Origin of the sequence: Prevotella micans F0438 (assembly GCF_000243035.1) — a bacterium.
Lineage (GTDB): Bacteria > Bacteroidota > Bacteroidia > Bacteroidales > Bacteroidaceae > Prevotella > Prevotella micans.
In genome coordinates this window covers 306,524-323,561 of the sequence record NZ_JH594522.1, presented here as the reverse complement: position 1 = coordinate 323,561, position 17,038 = coordinate 306,524, and the positions used below count along the sequence as shown (strand labels likewise).

Sequence of the window (17,038 nt, the reverse complement as noted above, 5' to 3'; positions counted from 1 at the left end):
TAGTGTGTGTGTGTGTGTGTGTGTGTGTGTGTGTGTGTGTGTGTGTGTGTTAGCAAATTATTTGGAACCACCAAATAATCGGGCACAAAAATAACAGAAAAGTTCTCGCCTTTCTGCCTCGGCATTGCACCATGTCTATTGCTCATTGCACCTTGTCTATTATTCATTGTGCCTCGTATCATCTTGCTATTGATAACACTCTTACGTTTCACGGCGGCAAAGATAACACAATCTTTCCGAACTGCCAAATAATCAGAAAAGAAATCTCCTTTTTCTTCTCATTCACCCCTCCTAACACAATGATATTTACTATCTTTGCATACAATAATATAAATATAATATTTATGAAACGTTCGACCACAAGAACAAAAAGTGATGTTGTCAAGACATTGCAGAATAATTCAAGGAATGTATCAATACTAAAGACGACAAATAAGAAGTGTTTGTATATATAATCAAGAATAGATCTCGAACAAAAGAAGAATGTAATTATGGCAAAACAAAATACAGCAGACATCGGATTTGAAAAGGAAATATGGAAAGCTGCAGATTTGCTTCGTGGCAATCTTGATGCTTCCGAATACAAATCGGTAGTATTGGGATTGATTTTTCTAAAATACATCTCCGATAAGTTTGAAACCAAATATCAGGAATTAGTCAATAATGGTGAAGGATTCGAGGAAGACCGCGATGAATACATGGCGGACAATATCTTCTTTGTCCCACAAGAAGCACGGTGGAACGTAGTGGCAGAGGCTGCTCATACGCCAGAAATTGGTGTAGTTATTGACAATGCTATGCGCCTCATTGAAAAAGAGAACATCCGTTTGAAAGGTATTCTGCCCAAAAACTTTGCTCGCCCAGAACTGGACAAAAGGCGTTTGGGCGATGTGGTAGATTTATTTACCAATATTCAAATGAAAGAACATGGAGATTCTAAAGATATATTGGGACGCACATACGAATATTGCCTTTCTAAATTTGCAGAAGCAGAAGGCAAATTAGCGGGAGAATTTTATACACCCGCTTGCATTGTTCAAACTCTTGTTGAAGTTCTGAAACCTTATCACGGACGAGTATATGACCCTGCTTGCGGGTCTGGTGGAATGTTCGTACAGTCTGCCAAATTCATAGAGAGGCATCAAGGTAATATCAAAGATATTTCTGTATATGGGCAAGACAGTAACCCTACGACATGGAAGATGGCACAGATGAATCTTGCCATTCGAGGCATTGAGGCTGATCTGGGTAAGTTTAATGCAGATACATTCTTTGATGACCAACATCCTACATTAAAAGCTGATTTTATCATGGCTAATCCGCCATTCAATCTCAGTGATTGGGGAGCAGACAAGTTGCAAGATGATGTGCGTTGGAAATTTGGCATTCCTCCATCGGGCAATGCCAAATTTGCATGGTTGCAACACATGATTCATCATTTATCTCCCAAAGGGAAAATAGGTATGGTATTGGCAAATGGTTCTTTATCTTCACAGACAGGAGGGGAAGGAACGATTCGTGAGAATATCATCAAGTCCGATTTGATAGAAGGTATCGTTGCACTACCCTCACAGCTGTTTTATACCACAGGTATTCCTGTTTCTCTATGGTTCCTCAATCGAGAGAAGAAACAGAAAGATAAAATTCTGTTTGTAGATGCAAGAAACATGGGAACAATGGTTACCCGCAAACTTCGTGAGCTCCAAGAAGCAGATATTAAAAAGATTGCAGACACTTTTGATAAATATAATGATGGTACACTTGAGAATGAAAAAGGCTTCTGTGTAGTTGTAGCTCTTGGCGATGTGGCAAAACAAGACTATATTCTTACCCCTGGACGTTATGTCGGCATTGCAGAACAGGAAGACGATGGTATTCCTTTTCAAGAGAAGATGGACAAACTCACAACCGAATTGTCCGATTTATTTGCCCAATCTCATGATTTGGAGGATGAGATACGAAAACAGTTGGCAAGCATAGGTTTCACTATCAAGTAAAAGACTGCATGTTCTTCCATATTATCAATTCATTAATATAGAAGAATATGAAAGAAAATTTGATTTTAGAGATTAGCAATGCAATGGCAGGTATATTAAGTGTAGAACAAATGGCACAACTCAATGGAGTATTACTGCAAGTAATCAGTAGCTACTCCATTACGGCAGACGACGAGCTAATGCAAGAGAACAATGCATCTAATGAACGTCTGTTAGAGATATTCTTGTCAGCTAAGCAAGTTGAAGGTTGTACCACACCTACCATAAAATATTATGGTTCGACCATCAATCAGCTTTTCAAGAAAATGCCTAAAAAAGTTACGAACTATACCACAGAAGATATTCGTGCTTATTTGGCTGTATTTCAACAGAAACACAAGTCTAGTAAAGTTACAATAGACAATATTCGTCGTATCTTTTCATCTTTCTTTTCATGGTTAGAGGATGAGGATTACATCATTAAAAGTCCTGTACGTAGAATACACAAGGTTAAGACAGGAACACAGATTAAGGAAGTCCTTACTGACGAAAATTTGGAACAACTGCGCGATAACTGTACAAGGGTACGAGATTTAGCCATGATAGACATCTTGGCTTCTACTGGTATGCGTGTTGGAGAACTTGTAAAGCTCAATCGTGAGGATATAAACTTCAATGAGCGTGAGTGTATCGTTTTCGGTAAAGGCAACAAGGAACGTATCGTGTATTTCAATGCTCGTGCAAAGATTCATTTGCAGCAATATCTCGCAGAGCGGAAAGACAGAAACAAAGCATTGTTCGTGTCTCTTGCCAAGCCACACAATCGGTTACAAATATCAGGGGTTGAGACAAGATTAAGAAAGATTGGGAAGCTTTCAAAGATTGTCCGTGTCCATCCACACAAGTTCCGTCGGACACTTGCGACTATGGCTATAGATAAAGGTATGCCCGTGGAGCAAGTACAAAAACTCCTTGGGCATGTTAAAATTGATACAACCATGCACTATGCGATGGTCAATCAAACAAATGTGAAACTCTCTCACCGTAAATTCATCAGTTAAATCAAAATGCAAATAGCATATTATACATATAGGGCCTATCAAACGCCATTTTATAAAAATAGGCAAATAAATGATAATTTAAATTAAGATTAATTATGCAGTAGACAAGAGAATATATTGCAAAAGAACCAAGTCTTAGGACTTTTGAAACACATATTTCAACAATAGAAAACAATGTTGAGATTAATCCTTCTTTGTGCGTTGAAGTAAGCAAAAGTCTGACTGAAGCACTTTGCAAAACAATTCTCATTAATCAAAATACAACGTACAAAGATGATATTTCATTTAATGGTTTAGTAAAACAGACCTTAGAACATCTTATAGAACAGACTGGAAAGGAAATAGTTGGTCTATCTGAACTATGCTGTAGAATTTCTACTGTCGCCCAATCAATTGCAGAGATACGAAATAATGCAGGATTTGCTTCACATGGTTTGGATGTTTTACATCCTCAGATAGACAAAATCACTATCCCTACTGATATACAAAACAACAGATGTACTCTGTGGGTTCATTTTACATTTTTATTTCAGTTATGCCCACCACGCTAACCAAAGATTAATTTATCAAGATTGTGAGTGCTTTAATGATTGGTTTGATGAAGAAAATCCATTAGAAGTCGGAGGCGTACACTTATCAGCATCAGAAGCTCTTTACAACTTAGATTATCAAGCTTATAAAGCTAACTATATAGATTATTTAGAATTTCTTTTAGAAATGAATGAACAATAAAATAAAATACAATGCCTTTCACAGAAGATAATTACGAAAAAGCACTGATATCCCTCTTTGAGGGAATGGGCTATCAATATTTGTACGGTCCAAATATTGAAAGAGACTACTATGTGCCATATTATGAGGCACAATTAGAAGAAAGTCTGCAAACTGTTAATCCAAAGAAGCCACATGCAGCCATTCACGAAGCGATTATCAAACTACGCAATATTGATATGGGTAGTTTGGCGCAGCGTAATGAAACTTTTACAGACTATTTGCAGCATGGCATAGAAGTTTCTTATTTCAATGGCAAGGAAATGCGCAATGAAATGGTTTATTTGATAGACTTTGAGCATACGGACAAAAACACTTTTCAGGTTATCAATCAATGGACATTTATTGAAAATGCAGAGAAACGTGCCGATATTATTGTGTTTGTGAATGGTTTACCATTGGTGGTTGTAGAATTAAAATCACCTTCCCGTGAAGAGACGGACGCTTCAGAGGCATATCTTCAACTCCGCAATTATATGAAAGATGTACCATCGTTGTTCTCTTTCAACATGTTCTGTGTAATGAGCGACATGGCTCTTTCCAAAGCTGGGACAATTACTAGCAAGGAAGATCGCTATATGGAATGGAAAACAAAAGATGGCAATTATGAAAGTACAGAATTTGTCGATTATGATACATTCTTTGAAGGAATATTTCAAAGGGATCGACTCTTAGACATAATCAAGAATTTTATCTGTTTCTCCAAAGAAGAAAAAGGGAGTGCCAAGATATTAGCAGGGTATCATCAGTATTTTGCTGTGAAGAAAGCCATCGAACGTACCAAACATGCTACAGTTAGCAATGGTAAGATTGGTGTATTCTGGCATACGCAAGGCAGTGGTAAGTCATTGTCAATGGTTTTCTATGCCCACTTGCTGCAACAAGAGTTATCGCAGCCCACTATTGTTGTGATTACCGACCGCAACGATTTAGACGACCAACTTTATACCCAATTCTCTAAATGCAAGGAATTCTTACGCCAAACCCCAGTGCAAGCCAATAGTCGTGAGAATCTAAAAGAGCTATTGAGTGGACGAGAAGCTAATGGCATTATCTTCACAACCATGCAGAAGTTTGAGGAGTCTGACGAACCTTTGTCAGAGCGAAGAAATATTATCGTGATGACTGATGAGGCGCATAGAGGACAATATGGTTTTGAGGAAAAAGTCGACGCCACTACTGGTAAGGTCTCTATCGGCACGGCAAGAATCATTCACAATTCACTACCCAATGCTTCATATATTGGCTTTACTGGTACACCTATTTCTACCAAAGACCGAGATACCGTAGAGGTTTTTGGCGATTACATTGATATTTATGACATGACGCAGGCGGTTAATGACGGTGCTACTTGTCCTGTATATTATGAATCTAGAGTTATCAATCTAAATCTTGACGATGTAACCTTGCAAGCCCTTGATGACGAATACGAGCTGTTGGCTGAAGAAGGTGCAACGACAGAACAGATAGAGAAAAGCAAGAAAGAGATGTCACACTTGGAAGAGATACTTGGTGCACCGGCTACCATCGATTCTCTTTGCCAAGACATTCTCAAACACTATGAGGAAAATCGTCAATATGAATTGACAGGTAAGGCAATGATAGTGGCATATTCGCGTCCCATAGCCATGAGCATTTATCATCGACTACTGGAGCTTCACCCAAAATGGACAGATAAAGTGAAAGTCGTTATGACGGGTAGCAACCAAGACCCAGAAGAATGGCACGACATTATCGGAAGCAAGCAGTATAAGAAAGAACTTGCCAGACGATTTAAGGATGACAACGACCCGATGAAGATTGCTATTGTGGTCGACATGTGGCTCACAGGCTTCGACGTTCCCTCATTGGCAACTATGTATGTTTACAAACCGATGAGCGGACATAACCTAATGCAAGCCATTGCACGAGTGAACCGTGTATTCAATGGCAAAGTGGGTGGATTGGTTGTTGACTATATCGGTATTGCCAAGGCCTTGAAAGAAGCTATGCGTGATTATACAGGACGCGACAGACAGAACTTTGGAAATCCAGATATCAAAGGCATGGCTTTTACAAAGTTCAAAGAGAAGTTGGAAGTGTGCCAAGATTTATTTCATGGTTATAATTATAGTAAGTTCCACACAGGGACAGATGCTGACCGTGCTAAATTAATCAAAGGTGGTGTAAACTTTATGTTGGCAACCGATAAACAAGAACAACTGCCATTATATATGAAAGAAGCAGCATTGCTGCACAATTCCATCACTCTTTGCCGAAGCCTGTTGAATGAAGAGCAACGCTTCTTAGCTGCATTCTTTGAAACTGTGCGCACTTTGCTTTCCCGAATGACCGGAAAAGAAAAAGTTACGAAGAAAGAAATTAATGCTCGTATCAGTGAATTGCTGAAACAAAGTGTAAAAAGTGAAGGTGTAATCAATCTTTTCTCTGATGTTAAAGCCGAGTTCTCCCTCTTTGACACAGCCTTCTTAGATGAAATTTCTAAGATGAAAGAAAAGAATATAGCTGTAGAACTGCTTAAAAAACTATTGGCAGAGAAAGTGGCACTCTATCAAAAGACCAATATCGTGCAATCAGAAAAGTTCTCCGACCTGCTCAATCGTTCTTTATCCAACTATTTGAAAGGATTACTCACCAATGAAGAAGTTATCCAAGAACTTTTGCAGTTGGCAAAAGAGATTGCTTCGGCCGATTCAGCAGCTAATGAACTCGGACTTACTCCTGAAGAAAAGTCTTTCTATGATGCCTTGACCAAACCGCAAGCAATCCACGACTTCTATAGTAATGAAGAATTGGTAGCTATGACAAAAGAACTTACTGACTCTCTACGAAAGAACCGCACTATTGATTGGCAAAAGAAAGAGTCAGCCCGTGCAGGTATGCGCAGAATGATTAAACATCTACTTAAGAAATATCATTACCCACCAGAGGAAGCTGCCAATGCATTGGAAACTGTCATCAAACAATGCGAGCAGTGGACGGATAATGAGCAAGAGAATTATTCAATAAAATCAGTCAAGATGTATGAAATTCATGAGGATGAAATACAGATGGCAGCAGAACCATAGAATTAATCTTTTAAAATAAAAATAAATATAATTATCATCCAATTATGCAAAAAAGTAATTTCGCATTAATTTCAGCATTATATGATAATGCTAATGCAGGGCTATATAGTGATGTTTACTTTCCTATTATCAAATACACTATCGTAAGTCTCTTTTACGATGAAAAGCTAAAAAAAGACTATTATACACTTTTAAACATCCAAGACTATATTAAGGAGCACTTTGGCATTGAAATTCCATCACTGGTTTTACAAAGCTCTGTAAAATCATTACAACAAAAAGAATCAGATAAGTTTAATTTTGTTCTGTATGAAAATGGAAAACAATTCCAGATAAAACAGGCATGGGATTGCTCAGTGAATATTCAAGTTGATAAGCTGTATGGTGAATTTACAAATAAGAGAGAAAAACTAGAAAATGAATATTTACTATATCTAAAAAATGAAAATCTTGAAGATGATAAGAAATTTATAGATTTTATATCTGATAACACAGATGACATCTTAGGATATTTTGAAGGAAATGATTGCAACAAAGTTGATGAGAAATATACCACAATGGCATTTTTCTTAGACTATCTCTTTAAAAACAATAAAGAATTATTTTCTATTGCTAATAAACTTTTCTGGGGATCAATCATTGCAGGCTTTTTGAAAAGAAATCCTTCTGAAATGGGGCCATTAAAGAGTGCTGAACCACATGAATATTTTTTAGATACATCTCTAATCATGGCACTATTAAAACTCTCTACATCAGAACATGAGAAATATTCCTTAGAATTGCTTGCCATAATCAAATCATCAGGAGGTGTGGCAAGAGTACATCCTATGACTCTTAGAGAGGTTTCGAATATCATTTTGTCTGTAGAGAACTCTGGATGCCCAAAACCAAACACAGAAATAGCTTCTGCTTATGAACGTTATAATCTGACAAAAACAAAATTACTTAAGATACGAACCCAAACTGAACAGCTTCTAGACAGGTGTGGTGTATCAAAACTCCCCATGATGACTGAGTATGAGTTAAAACAAGCTATATCAGAATATCAAAACAAGAAAGATGTTATAGAACTCCAGAAAGTAAGAGATCCTTTTAACCAAAATAATGAGGATAAATTTCGGGATATTCACGACATATATATGGATGACTATATCCGTGGTAGAAAGAAAACAAAGAAGGAAAAAAACATTAGTTTTGTAACTCTTAATAAGGAGTTAATTGCGTTTTGTCGGAGCCGTTCTAATAATAGAGATTCAAATTTGATGCACCCAGGCAAGATTATCATAGAACAATGGATGAATAACACAAAGGGATCAACTTTAAAGACAAGTGCATTAACAGAGGTTCTATCGCGATGCTTAGTCCTTAATAATCAAAACATAAGGCAAAAACTTGCTATTGTTTCCAAAACTTACAATGAAATATCTGAAGCCTTTGAACCCGAATTATATAAAGAAATCATGCTAGCCTTGTACAAGAGGTCAAAAGGAGTTCTTAAGTGTATGGATGAGGCCGAAATAGAAATCAAAGCTCAAAACTATGAAAAAGCTTATGCTAAGATTAAACAAGCAGAGAAAGAGGCTTTGGCAGAAAAGGAGCAGAACAAAAAAATATTTCCGTACTTCAAGAGAGGCTAGAGCAAACCCAAATAGAAAAGGAAAATCTATATAAGCACGAGACACAACAAAAAGAAAAATATGAGAATGAAATTAAAACTATAAATAAAGAAAATCAAAAACACAAGAAACTTCTATCATTATATAAGACGTTAGAGGAACATAAAAACTCCTTAAAACAAAAAGAAGAAACGCAACAAGACGAAGATCAAAGACTTTTAGGTTTAATAAGCTACAAGTTATTCTATTTTAATATTGCAGTTACTTTCTTCTTACTCGTTCTTTTTTTTGCCTGTCTCTTTACTCTATTTACTAAGAATCTCATGCTCATTTCAAGTTTGGGTGTCGTACTCACTATATTAGGGATTTTTCTAACACATTGCAAATCTATCCTCTTTGATTTTAAACATTATAGGCAAAGCTATAAAGAAGAACGCTATAAATATTTAAAAGAGCACGACAATAAATATCAAAAATTATCTGAGGAAATTTTAGAACTCAGAACAACAATAAATAGGACAAAAGAAAATATACAGAATATTGAGTTATCTTCCTAAAGTATCATACACTGTACTACTATAAAATATTGCCTGCAGTGAAGGAAATTGATTAGAAACTTACTTATATCTAATAGACTTATACTCAGCGGGAAATCACTTCACATAGTAACGATAGATAGGCGATAACATTCAAGAAGATTTCTAATCAATACTACTCAAATAGAGGAAACATTTTTGTACCATAAGAATGCAATTCATTGATTATCAGTATAGGATAAGTTTGAGGAAGAAAGTTTTTAGTTATGAAGAGGATGTACTCAATGGGGCGCATCCTTTTATTATTAATGACACAAAAGGTTTAGTTATGGGGAATGAATTACGGAACAGTTATATTACTTCTTCAGTGGAGGAGAATAAGGGGGAGCTATATGGAATGTTTGAATCGGTTGATGAAAGCTTCATTCCTGGTAGAACTAAATGCGTTGTGTCTATGATTAATTGTGTCTATGATTAATTGTATTATAAAAAGCTTCTGCCTTTATTAAAGAATAAGGTGTGGCGTTGAAAGTTCTGTCGGGTTTGTAGATTCGGGTTTTATAGTTCGGGGTGATTGGGGTGGAATGTGTTATGCGGTCGGTAGACCGGATTGGTATCCGTTGGTTGAGGGTGTTTTGATAGCTAGTGAATTTTACGTAGGGAGATAGAAGGTCATTTTGATTACCATCGAGCCTTACAATATGAGTCATAAAATCCTTTTGATAGCTTTTTAATCTTACAACAGGCCTTTAGAGAAGTCTCTCGCTCCCTTTTTATCTTACAACAGGACTTAAATAATCGTCTTGATAGCTTTTTAATATTACGCTAGGCCTTAGCGAGTCTTCTTATCCCCTGTTGAATCTTACGATGGGCCTTAGAGAAGTCTCTCGCTCCCTTTTTAATCTTACAACAGGACTTAAATAATCCTCTTGATAGCTTTTTAATTTTACAACAGGACTTAAAGAATCCTTTTGGTCGCTTTTTAATCTTACGATGGGATTCAGAACTCTTTTTTTGTCCTGGTTGTAGAGTTATTTTATATATCAATCTATTGATTAATTATTTTAATAGAATATTGAGAATTATCATAGCTATAAAATGTATATTCCATAGATTATGGAAAGTTAGTGTTTGTATGAATTGTATTTTACATAGTCTATGGAATATTTTAGTTTGTATAGAATGTATTTTCCATAGCATATGGATAGATTGTGTTTATATAGAAAGTTTTTTCCATAGATTATGGAAAGTTTACGTTAGTATAGAAAGTTATTTTCATAGGCTATGGAAAATGATAGTTAGTATGCTGAATTATTTCCATAGTTTATGTAAATATCAATTTATATGGAATAATATATTATATTATTTATTGTGAGCAATGTGTTTTAAATATAAAATATTCAATGTATTATTGTGTTAAATAGTTTGATAATTTGATTAGTTTAATTATACATTGAATTAGCTATAATTATAGATTAATTTTTTTCCTTGATTATTGAAATAAATAATTTGTAAATTGCACTCTGAAATGGATATAAAACGAGATCAAAATAGAGGTTTGAGTCCTATCGTAAGATTCAACAGGGGGCAAGAGGCTTCTCTAAGTCCTATCGTAAGATTAAAAAGCTATCGAGAGGATTCTTTAAGTCCTGTTGTAAGATTCAACAGGGGGCAAGAGGCTTCTCTAAGTCCTATTGTAAGATTAAAAAGCTATCGGGAGGATTCTTTAAGTCCTATCGTAAGATTCAAAAGGGGGCGAGAGGCTTCTTTAAGTCCTGTTGTAAGATTAAAAAGCTATCGAGAGGGTTTTATGACTCATGTTGCAGGTTTCGAAAGTGTTCAAAATGGCTTTCTGAGCCCTGTTGTAAGGTTCGACGAGTGGGAAAGTGGCTTGCATGGAGGGATTTTCGACGTAAATAATGATTCAAAATAATATCAAGATGGAAAATATAACCGAGTTACCGTTGCGCATCAGTATTAGGGGTTGTTATTTCTCAAATTTTAGAAACAACCATCATTTTGCGCTCCACAGGCAGCTTCATGGTGCTGTGGCGAAGGTGGATTTGAAGAAATTGCACATCGACAAGGAGTTGATGGACGAGTGGGAAGGTCTTATTGAGCAGTCGTTCACGTTGGGCCCCAGGGCGAGGATTGCGGAGCTCACGAGGCAGATGGGTGAACTGAATGCGAGGCTGACGGAGATGATTACGTATATCTTCGGAGTGATTCGTGCGCAGCGTTTTTCGTTCGACAAGGATATGTCGGGTTCGGCGTTGAGGCTTTATAATATTATCCGGTCGTATCGCGGATTGCAGAAGATGTTGCGCGAGGGCAAGAGTGCGAGGATTGAGAGTTTGCTTGGGTTGTTGGATGAGAAGGCGGATGATGTGAAGCGGCTTGGACTGACGGCGTCGGTGGCGGAGCTTGGTAGGATGAACAATGAGTTGAGTGCTACGTTTATTCTTCGGGCTAATACGAAGGTGGGTCATACGCCGGCTTATAAACTTCGGCCGGAGCTGGATCGGATTTTTTCGCTCGTTGTGAATCGTATTTCGGCTTCTTATGTGCTGGCTAAGAGCGATGCCGACAAGTTGGAAATTATCAGGTTGGTGGTTATTCTTAATAGGGTTATTGCTGATTTCAGACGGAGTTATCATGAGAGTATGGCTCAGAGGCGGAGGGATAGGAGTCGGGTGGATGATTCGGTTGTCGACGATGAGGCGGCGGCTGATGATGAATCGGATTCTTTGGTATCGCTGGATTCATCGGCCGAGGATTTTGATTCGTCGGAAGCGGATTCATCGGCCGAGACTTTATCGGAAGCGGATTCTGTGGAAAAGGTGGCCGAATCGGTAGATGAAGATGAACCTTCGTTGGAAGCCGGATAATGTTTATGCTTGCGAATGTTTTTAGGGCTGTTGCATTGCGGGCCTTTGCGATGGTTTTGTTTTTAATGTTGTTTGTGAAAGTCTTTGCGGGCGACACGGCAACAATAGTGTTCACGGGCGATATATTGCTCGACCGTGGGGTGAGACAGCGTATCGCAACTTCGGGCGTGGAGGCGCTCTTCAGCGAGAGTGTTGACAGCGTGTTTGGGTTGGCCGATGTTGTGGTGGGCAATTTGGAATGTCCGGCTACGAAAATCAAAGAGCCGGTGTTTAAGCGTTTTGTGTTCCGTGGTGAGCCGGAATGGCTGGAGGCGCTCAGGAGGCATGGGTTCACGCATCTGAATATGGCTAATAATCATAGCATCGACCAGGGGCGCGAGGGGTTGATGGATACTCGGAAGAACATTGAATTGGCCGGAATGACGCCCATCGGAGCGGGAAGGAATATGGCGGAGGCGTCGGTTCCGGTTGTTCTGACAACCAGTCCGAGGAAGGTTTATTTGTTTGCGTCGTTGAGGCTTCCGCTCGAAAATATGGCTTATCTAACCGACAGACCTTGCGTGAGTCAGGAGTCGATGGATACGCTTGTGTCGCGTATCGAGAGGTTGCGACGGGAGGAGCCGGAGAGTTATATCATTGTGAGTCTTCATTGGGGGGTGGAGCATCGACTCGTTCCGCAGCCGTCGCAAATCGAAAAGGCGCGGAGGCTCGTCGATGCTGGGGCCGATTGTCTGGTGTGCCATCATACGCACACTTTGCAAACGGTGGAAAACTATCGTGGGCGGAGGATTTACTACAGTATCGGAAACTTTATTTTCGACCAGCGTAAACCAATCAATACGCGGGCTTGTATGGTTAAGTTGAGGATTTATTCTTCGGGTTCGGATGTTGAAACTATTCCGGTGGAGATTGAGCATTGCAGGCCGTCGGTAGTTGAGAAATAGTTTTGGGTTAGCGAGCGGGGGGAATGAAAAAGGGTAAACTTATTCACACATAAGCTTACCCTCTGTTAATGATTACAAGTAAGTAATCTCTTTAACCCAGTAGAAAGTTTTGTATATACATAAACTGGTATCCAGGGACAATTAATTTTATGAACGTCTCTCAATCAATCAAAATAGTATAGGAAGGTTGCGATGCCCTCTAGCGCTGGCTTTTTTTCTCCCTCTATTTCAATTCTGAACTTTATACCTGCTTTGCATACGCCTCGGAGGTTGTCGATGCTTTCGAGTTCGGACACGAGGCGGATTCGAGAGCCGGTTATCACCGGGCGACCGAATCGCATTTTTTCCATGCCGTAGTTCACCATCATGTGTATGTTGTGCACTTCAACGCTTTCGTTCCATAGATAGGGTAGGAGCGAGAGTGTTAGGTAGCCGTGGGCGATGGTGCTTTTGTATGGGCTTTCGGCTTTGGCTTTTTCTATGTCGGTGTGAATCCACTGATGGTCGAGCGTTGCGTCGGCAAACTTGTTGATTCGCTGCTGGTCAACGGTTAGCCAATCGCTTTCGCCGAGTTGTTTTCCGAGATGAGCTGCGAGTTCATCGTAGCTGTTTACGATACATTTCTTCATTATTTTTCGGTCTGATTTTATGTCGGCAAAGTTAATTCTTTTCGGTGTAGAAGTCGATGAGGCGTGTTATGGCTCTTCGGCATACGGGGCAAAATTCCGGGTTTTGGTTTGTCCGCATGCGACAGTCGGGGAACGGGCGGTAGACTCCGTGCATGGAGTATCCGGCTGGCTCGTAGGCTCCGATGTTCCATTTCTCCATTTTCTTTTCGGTTTCGTTGAATGTGGTTGGAATCTTGGTGCCTTTCTTGACCATGTCTTTCCATTTCGAGTCGAAGTTTACGAGCGTCGTTAGGTTGGGTTCCCATGGTTCGATGTCGTGAGGATACATGGGAATCTGTTCGTAACCGTAGGCATATTCGTCGCCCAGTCCGGCGAACGAGTGTCCGAATTCGTGTACAACGACGGGCTTGAAGAGCGAGTGCTTCGTCATGGAAAGATTATAAGAGTTGAGGATTCCGCCGCCGCCATATTTGTCGGTGTTCACGAGCACTATGATGTGTTCGTAGGGGGTTCCGGCTAGCCAATTGTGTAGGTCTTTGAGGTGAAGGGTGGTGAGGTATCGGTCGCTGTAGAAGGTGTCGAAGTTTGAGTGGAGAGCGGTGTTTTTCCATATTCCTTTGCTGGGTTCGGATGTTCCGCTGTCGTGCGACGGCGATTTCACAGCGATGATGTTGAACTTGCTGCGCAGGGTTTTGAACGGTTCGTGTGCGAATAGCGCTTCATTAGCTGTTTTGCAGTCTTCAATGAAGCTGTCCATTTGACTTTCGGTATATCCCTCGGCCACGTATGCAATGTGAATGCAATGCTCGGGGTCGGCTGCAGGCTGAATAGTTTCATATGGTGTGTGCGATTCTGCACCGATTGTGCGGATGAGGATGTCGCCGGGTGCCACGGTGTGGGTGAGCGATGCGATGATTTGCCGGCGGTTGTCGCGCAGGTCTACGGTTATGTCGACAGTATCTTTGGGGTAGGGCACTAGAAACACGTTTTCGAACGCCTTGGTATTGTTCTTGGAGATGTCGTACGATAGCCATTCTTGAAACAACGTCGAGAAAGAGTTGCGATAAATCACCTTTCCAGAGCGATGATGGCGTACTGTTATTTGTCCGTTTCCCTCAACAGGCAGTTGGTCGAGGCGGTTGCGCTTGCCGAACCATCCTGGAATGCGACAGAGCTCGTCGACAGCTATTTGTTGCCGGTCGCGGTTGCCCGAGAAGATGTAGTCGAGTCGGAGGGTTTCGTTCTTGAAATACTGGTTGAAATCTTGTGCTTGCGTTGCGATTACGAGGACGAGCAGCGCGAGCAGAGTTACTAGTTTCTTCATTATATCTTGTTTTATTTCGGAGTTGTATGTTAGTCTATGGTTCGCGATGAATCATCGACCCGCTACCTTGATGGGTTGCGAGCACGAGCACCTCGGCAATCTGAACATGAGCGGGTGCGCTTGCTGCATAGAACACCACGTCGGCTATATCGTCGCCGGTTAGTGGTTTTATTCCTTTATATACGTTGTCGGCTCGTGCATCGTCGCCGTGGAATCGGGTGTTCGAGAAGTTGGTTTGAACTAATCCGGGTTTAATGTTGGTGACTCTTACGGCTGTGTGTGCTACGTCGAGACGTAATCCGTCGGTAATGGTTTTCACGGCTGCTTTGGTTGCACAATAAACATTGCCGGAGGGATAGGCTGCATCGCCGGCAACAGAACCGATGTTGACAACGTGTCCGCTGTTGCGCTCAATCATTGAAGGTACAATCAGGCGGGTCATTGCGAGCAGGCCTTTTATGTTTGTGTCAATCATAGTTTCCCAATCTTCCCAGCTGCCTTCGTATTCGGGCTCCAGACCGAGTGCCAGACCGGCGTTGTTAACCAGAACATCTATCCGTGACCAGTTTTCGTCGAGTGATTCAATGGCTCGTCGCGCACCTTCTCTGTCGCGCACGTCGAAGTTTAGTGCGCATACTTCGGCGCCATATTCTTCACGAAGCAACTGTCCGAGCAGTTCGAGTTTGTTGTGATTGCGGCCCGTGATAATCACTTTGTAGCCGCCCAAAGCGAACCTCTTTGCGCAGCCCTCGCCGATACCGCTTGTTGCACCGGTTACGAGAACGATTTTCTTTTCCATAAATTTTTGTAGTGTCTTTTATGATTTTGAGGCAAAGGTATGGGTTTTTAGTTTCGTTGCAAACACATCGTCTGATGCACAATCCCGCTGTATAAACGTTTTTTAGATAGGTTGGCAAAGGTCTGCTGTATCTTTTCAATACCTTTGCAAGCGAAATTTTAAATCAAAAAATCAATGAAGAAAGTTTTATTATTTATTGCAATCACCCTGCCCCTGTTGTTCACCTCATGCTCGTCTGAAAAGATTGAAAACAACCCACTCCTGGGAACATGGGAAAAGATGACAGACGGCGACTATGAAGAAATAAGATTCTATCACGACTTAACTGTCGTTAGGTCTGTTGTTGACAAAGACAGTAAGGCTATCACCGAAACTCGTGGTGACTACGTTCTGAAAGAAGACGCCATCATTGTACTCAAATGGACATCGGAGAGAAAAAAGAATCCCGTGACCGACAAATGGAGCGAGCCTGAGAATAAGAAAAATTCAATAACATATTCCTACACGCTCAACAAAAGCAATTTCCTTTATTTGACGTATAAGGATATGAATGGGAATCTAGTTAAAGACACTTACACAAAGAAATAAAATTCATCTGGTTCATAAACCCAAACAGGGCGACTCTATAATGAGAGTCGCCCTGTTTTTGTTATCCAGTTTTAATTTAGAAAGTCCACTTGGCCGCTACTGTCGGAATGGCATAGAAGCGATTGTTTTGTCCTTTATCGTTCCAAACGAAGTTGTTGCTGATTTCGACTTCCGAACCAAGTGAAAGTTTAACTTTTTCCCAGCCGCGGATGGTGTTCAGATTATACCATAGCTGCGGTTCTGAAACAACGATAAGCTTTCCGTTAACGTTCGGGTCGTACCACAAATCGCAAAAGCCGCTGAATGTGATTCGTCCGCCGCCGAACGTGGTTCCCCAAACTTCTGTGACTTGGAAGCCGCTGAATGGCTTGAGACCCGTGTGCGAGTTCTTGAAATAATATTTGTAGAGCAATTGCACGCTGAAAGTTTTCGAGAAATCTTTCGATGCCCAGTTCCACGCTCCGCCTGCAAGAACGGAGTGCTGATAGCGGTTGCCATAGTAGGCATTGCCTGCTTCGCCCGAGACGAGTCCGCCGTTATATTCCACGTGGGCCGCCCATTGTTTGTTTTGGCTAACGTTGAATTCGCGTGCAATTTCCCAGTAGGCTCCCATTGCACCGTCGCCTTTATAATCTATGTCGGTGAAAAGATAAGTAGACCCCCAGGTATCGGGTTTAAACATCTCGACGGTTGTGGTGACCGATGTGCGCGACCCCATATCCTTGTAGAGCGAATGCCCGAGGTCGTAGTGCAGTTGAACATTTTGAGAATGCAGATTTGTGAAAGATACCGTTGCGAGAACGGCTAGAATGAATAATTTTTTCATGATAGAATCCTT

12 protein-coding genes are annotated in these 17,038 nt (G+C 40.4%); 7 read left to right on the top strand and 5 right to left on the bottom strand.

Going from position 1 to position 17,038, the window contains the following annotated elements:
- Window positions 1-491: 491 nt before the first annotated feature.
- The 4 genes from HMPREF9140_RS05875 to HMPREF9140_RS05860 all read left to right on the top strand — a co-directional run bounded on the left by HMPREF9140_RS05875 (window position 492) and on the right by HMPREF9140_RS05860 (window position 8,513).
- Window positions 492-1,997: a type I restriction-modification system subunit M gene (locus tag HMPREF9140_RS05875; RefSeq protein WP_006952546.1), complete on the top strand. Its 1,506-nt coding sequence runs from the start codon at window positions 492-494 to the stop codon at window positions 1,995-1,997.
- A gap of 47 nt (window positions 1,998-2,044) precedes the next feature.
- Window positions 2,045-3,037 (top strand): site-specific tyrosine recombinase/integron integrase, encoded by a 993-nt coding sequence (xerA, locus tag HMPREF9140_RS05870; RefSeq protein ID WP_006952544.1) that lies wholly within the window; start codon window positions 2,045-2,047, stop codon window positions 3,035-3,037.
- 743 nt (window positions 3,038-3,780) lie between these two features.
- On the top strand, window positions 3,781-6,876 hold the full coding sequence (locus tag HMPREF9140_RS05865) for a type I restriction endonuclease subunit R (protein WP_006952542.1): 3,096 nt from the start codon (window positions 3,781-3,783) through the stop codon (window positions 6,874-6,876).
- A gap of 44 nt (window positions 6,877-6,920) precedes the next feature.
- The gene (locus tag HMPREF9140_RS05860; protein ID WP_006952541.1) at window positions 6,921-8,513 is read left to right on the top strand and encodes a hypothetical protein; all 1,593 of its coding nucleotides are present in this window, start codon (window positions 6,921-6,923) and stop codon (window positions 8,511-8,513) included.
- A gap of 973 nt (window positions 8,514-9,486) precedes the next feature.
- Here HMPREF9140_RS05860 and HMPREF9140_RS10660 read toward each other — a convergent pair.
- Window positions 9,487-9,738, bottom strand: coding sequence for a hypothetical protein (locus HMPREF9140_RS10660; RefSeq protein ID WP_006952536.1), 252 nt, complete (start codon window positions 9,736-9,738; stop codon window positions 9,487-9,489).
- Window positions 9,739-10,947: 1,209 nt separating this feature from the next.
- On the opposite strand from HMPREF9140_RS10660, the gene HMPREF9140_RS05845 reads away from it, so the two are divergent.
- On the top strand, window positions 10,948-11,916 hold the full coding sequence (locus HMPREF9140_RS05845; protein WP_018572271.1) for a DUF6261 family protein: 969 nt from the start codon (window positions 10,948-10,950) through the stop codon (window positions 11,914-11,916).
- Window positions 11,916-12,860 (top strand): CapA family protein, encoded by a 945-nt coding sequence (locus HMPREF9140_RS05840; RefSeq protein ID WP_006952525.1) that lies wholly within the window; start codon window positions 11,916-11,918, stop codon window positions 12,858-12,860. Before HMPREF9140_RS05845 ends, HMPREF9140_RS05840 begins: the two co-directional genes overlap by 1 nt.
- 164 nt (window positions 12,861-13,024) lie before the next feature.
- On the opposite strand, the gene HMPREF9140_RS05835 is transcribed toward HMPREF9140_RS05840, so the two are convergent.
- From HMPREF9140_RS05835 to HMPREF9140_RS05825, 3 genes are read right to left on the bottom strand one after another with little or no spacing between them, the layout of a single operon-like run.
- Entirely contained in the window at window positions 13,025-13,489 is a 465-nt protein-coding gene (locus tag HMPREF9140_RS05835) for a MaoC family dehydratase (RefSeq protein WP_006952523.1), read from the bottom strand.
- 31 nt (window positions 13,490-13,520) lie between these two features.
- Window positions 13,521-14,813 carry a M64 family metallopeptidase gene (locus HMPREF9140_RS05830; RefSeq protein ID WP_006952521.1) on the bottom strand — a complete coding sequence of 431 codons (1,293 nt, stop codon included), beginning with the start codon at window positions 14,811-14,813 and terminating at the stop codon, window positions 13,521-13,523.
- A gap of 34 nt (window positions 14,814-14,847) precedes the next feature.
- Window positions 14,848-15,612 carry an SDR family oxidoreductase gene (locus tag HMPREF9140_RS05825; protein WP_006952519.1) on the bottom strand — a complete coding sequence of 255 codons (765 nt, stop codon included), beginning with the start codon at window positions 15,610-15,612 and terminating at the stop codon, window positions 14,848-14,850.
- A 174-nt stretch (window positions 15,613-15,786) separates the two neighbouring features.
- Here HMPREF9140_RS05825 and HMPREF9140_RS05820 point away from each other — a divergent pair, with 174 nt between their 5' ends.
- Window positions 15,787-16,200, top strand: a complete 414-nt coding sequence (locus HMPREF9140_RS05820) for a hypothetical protein (RefSeq protein ID WP_006952518.1) — start codon at window positions 15,787-15,789, stop codon at window positions 16,198-16,200.
- Window positions 16,201-16,276: 76 nt separating this feature from the next.
- Here the strand turns inward: HMPREF9140_RS05820 and HMPREF9140_RS05815 are convergent, their stop codons facing one another.
- On the bottom strand, window positions 16,277-17,026 hold the full coding sequence (locus tag HMPREF9140_RS05815; protein ID WP_006952517.1) for a nucleoside-specific channel-forming Tsx family protein: 750 nt from the start codon (window positions 17,024-17,026) through the stop codon (window positions 16,277-16,279).
- Window positions 17,027-17,038: the final 12 nt, after the last annotated feature.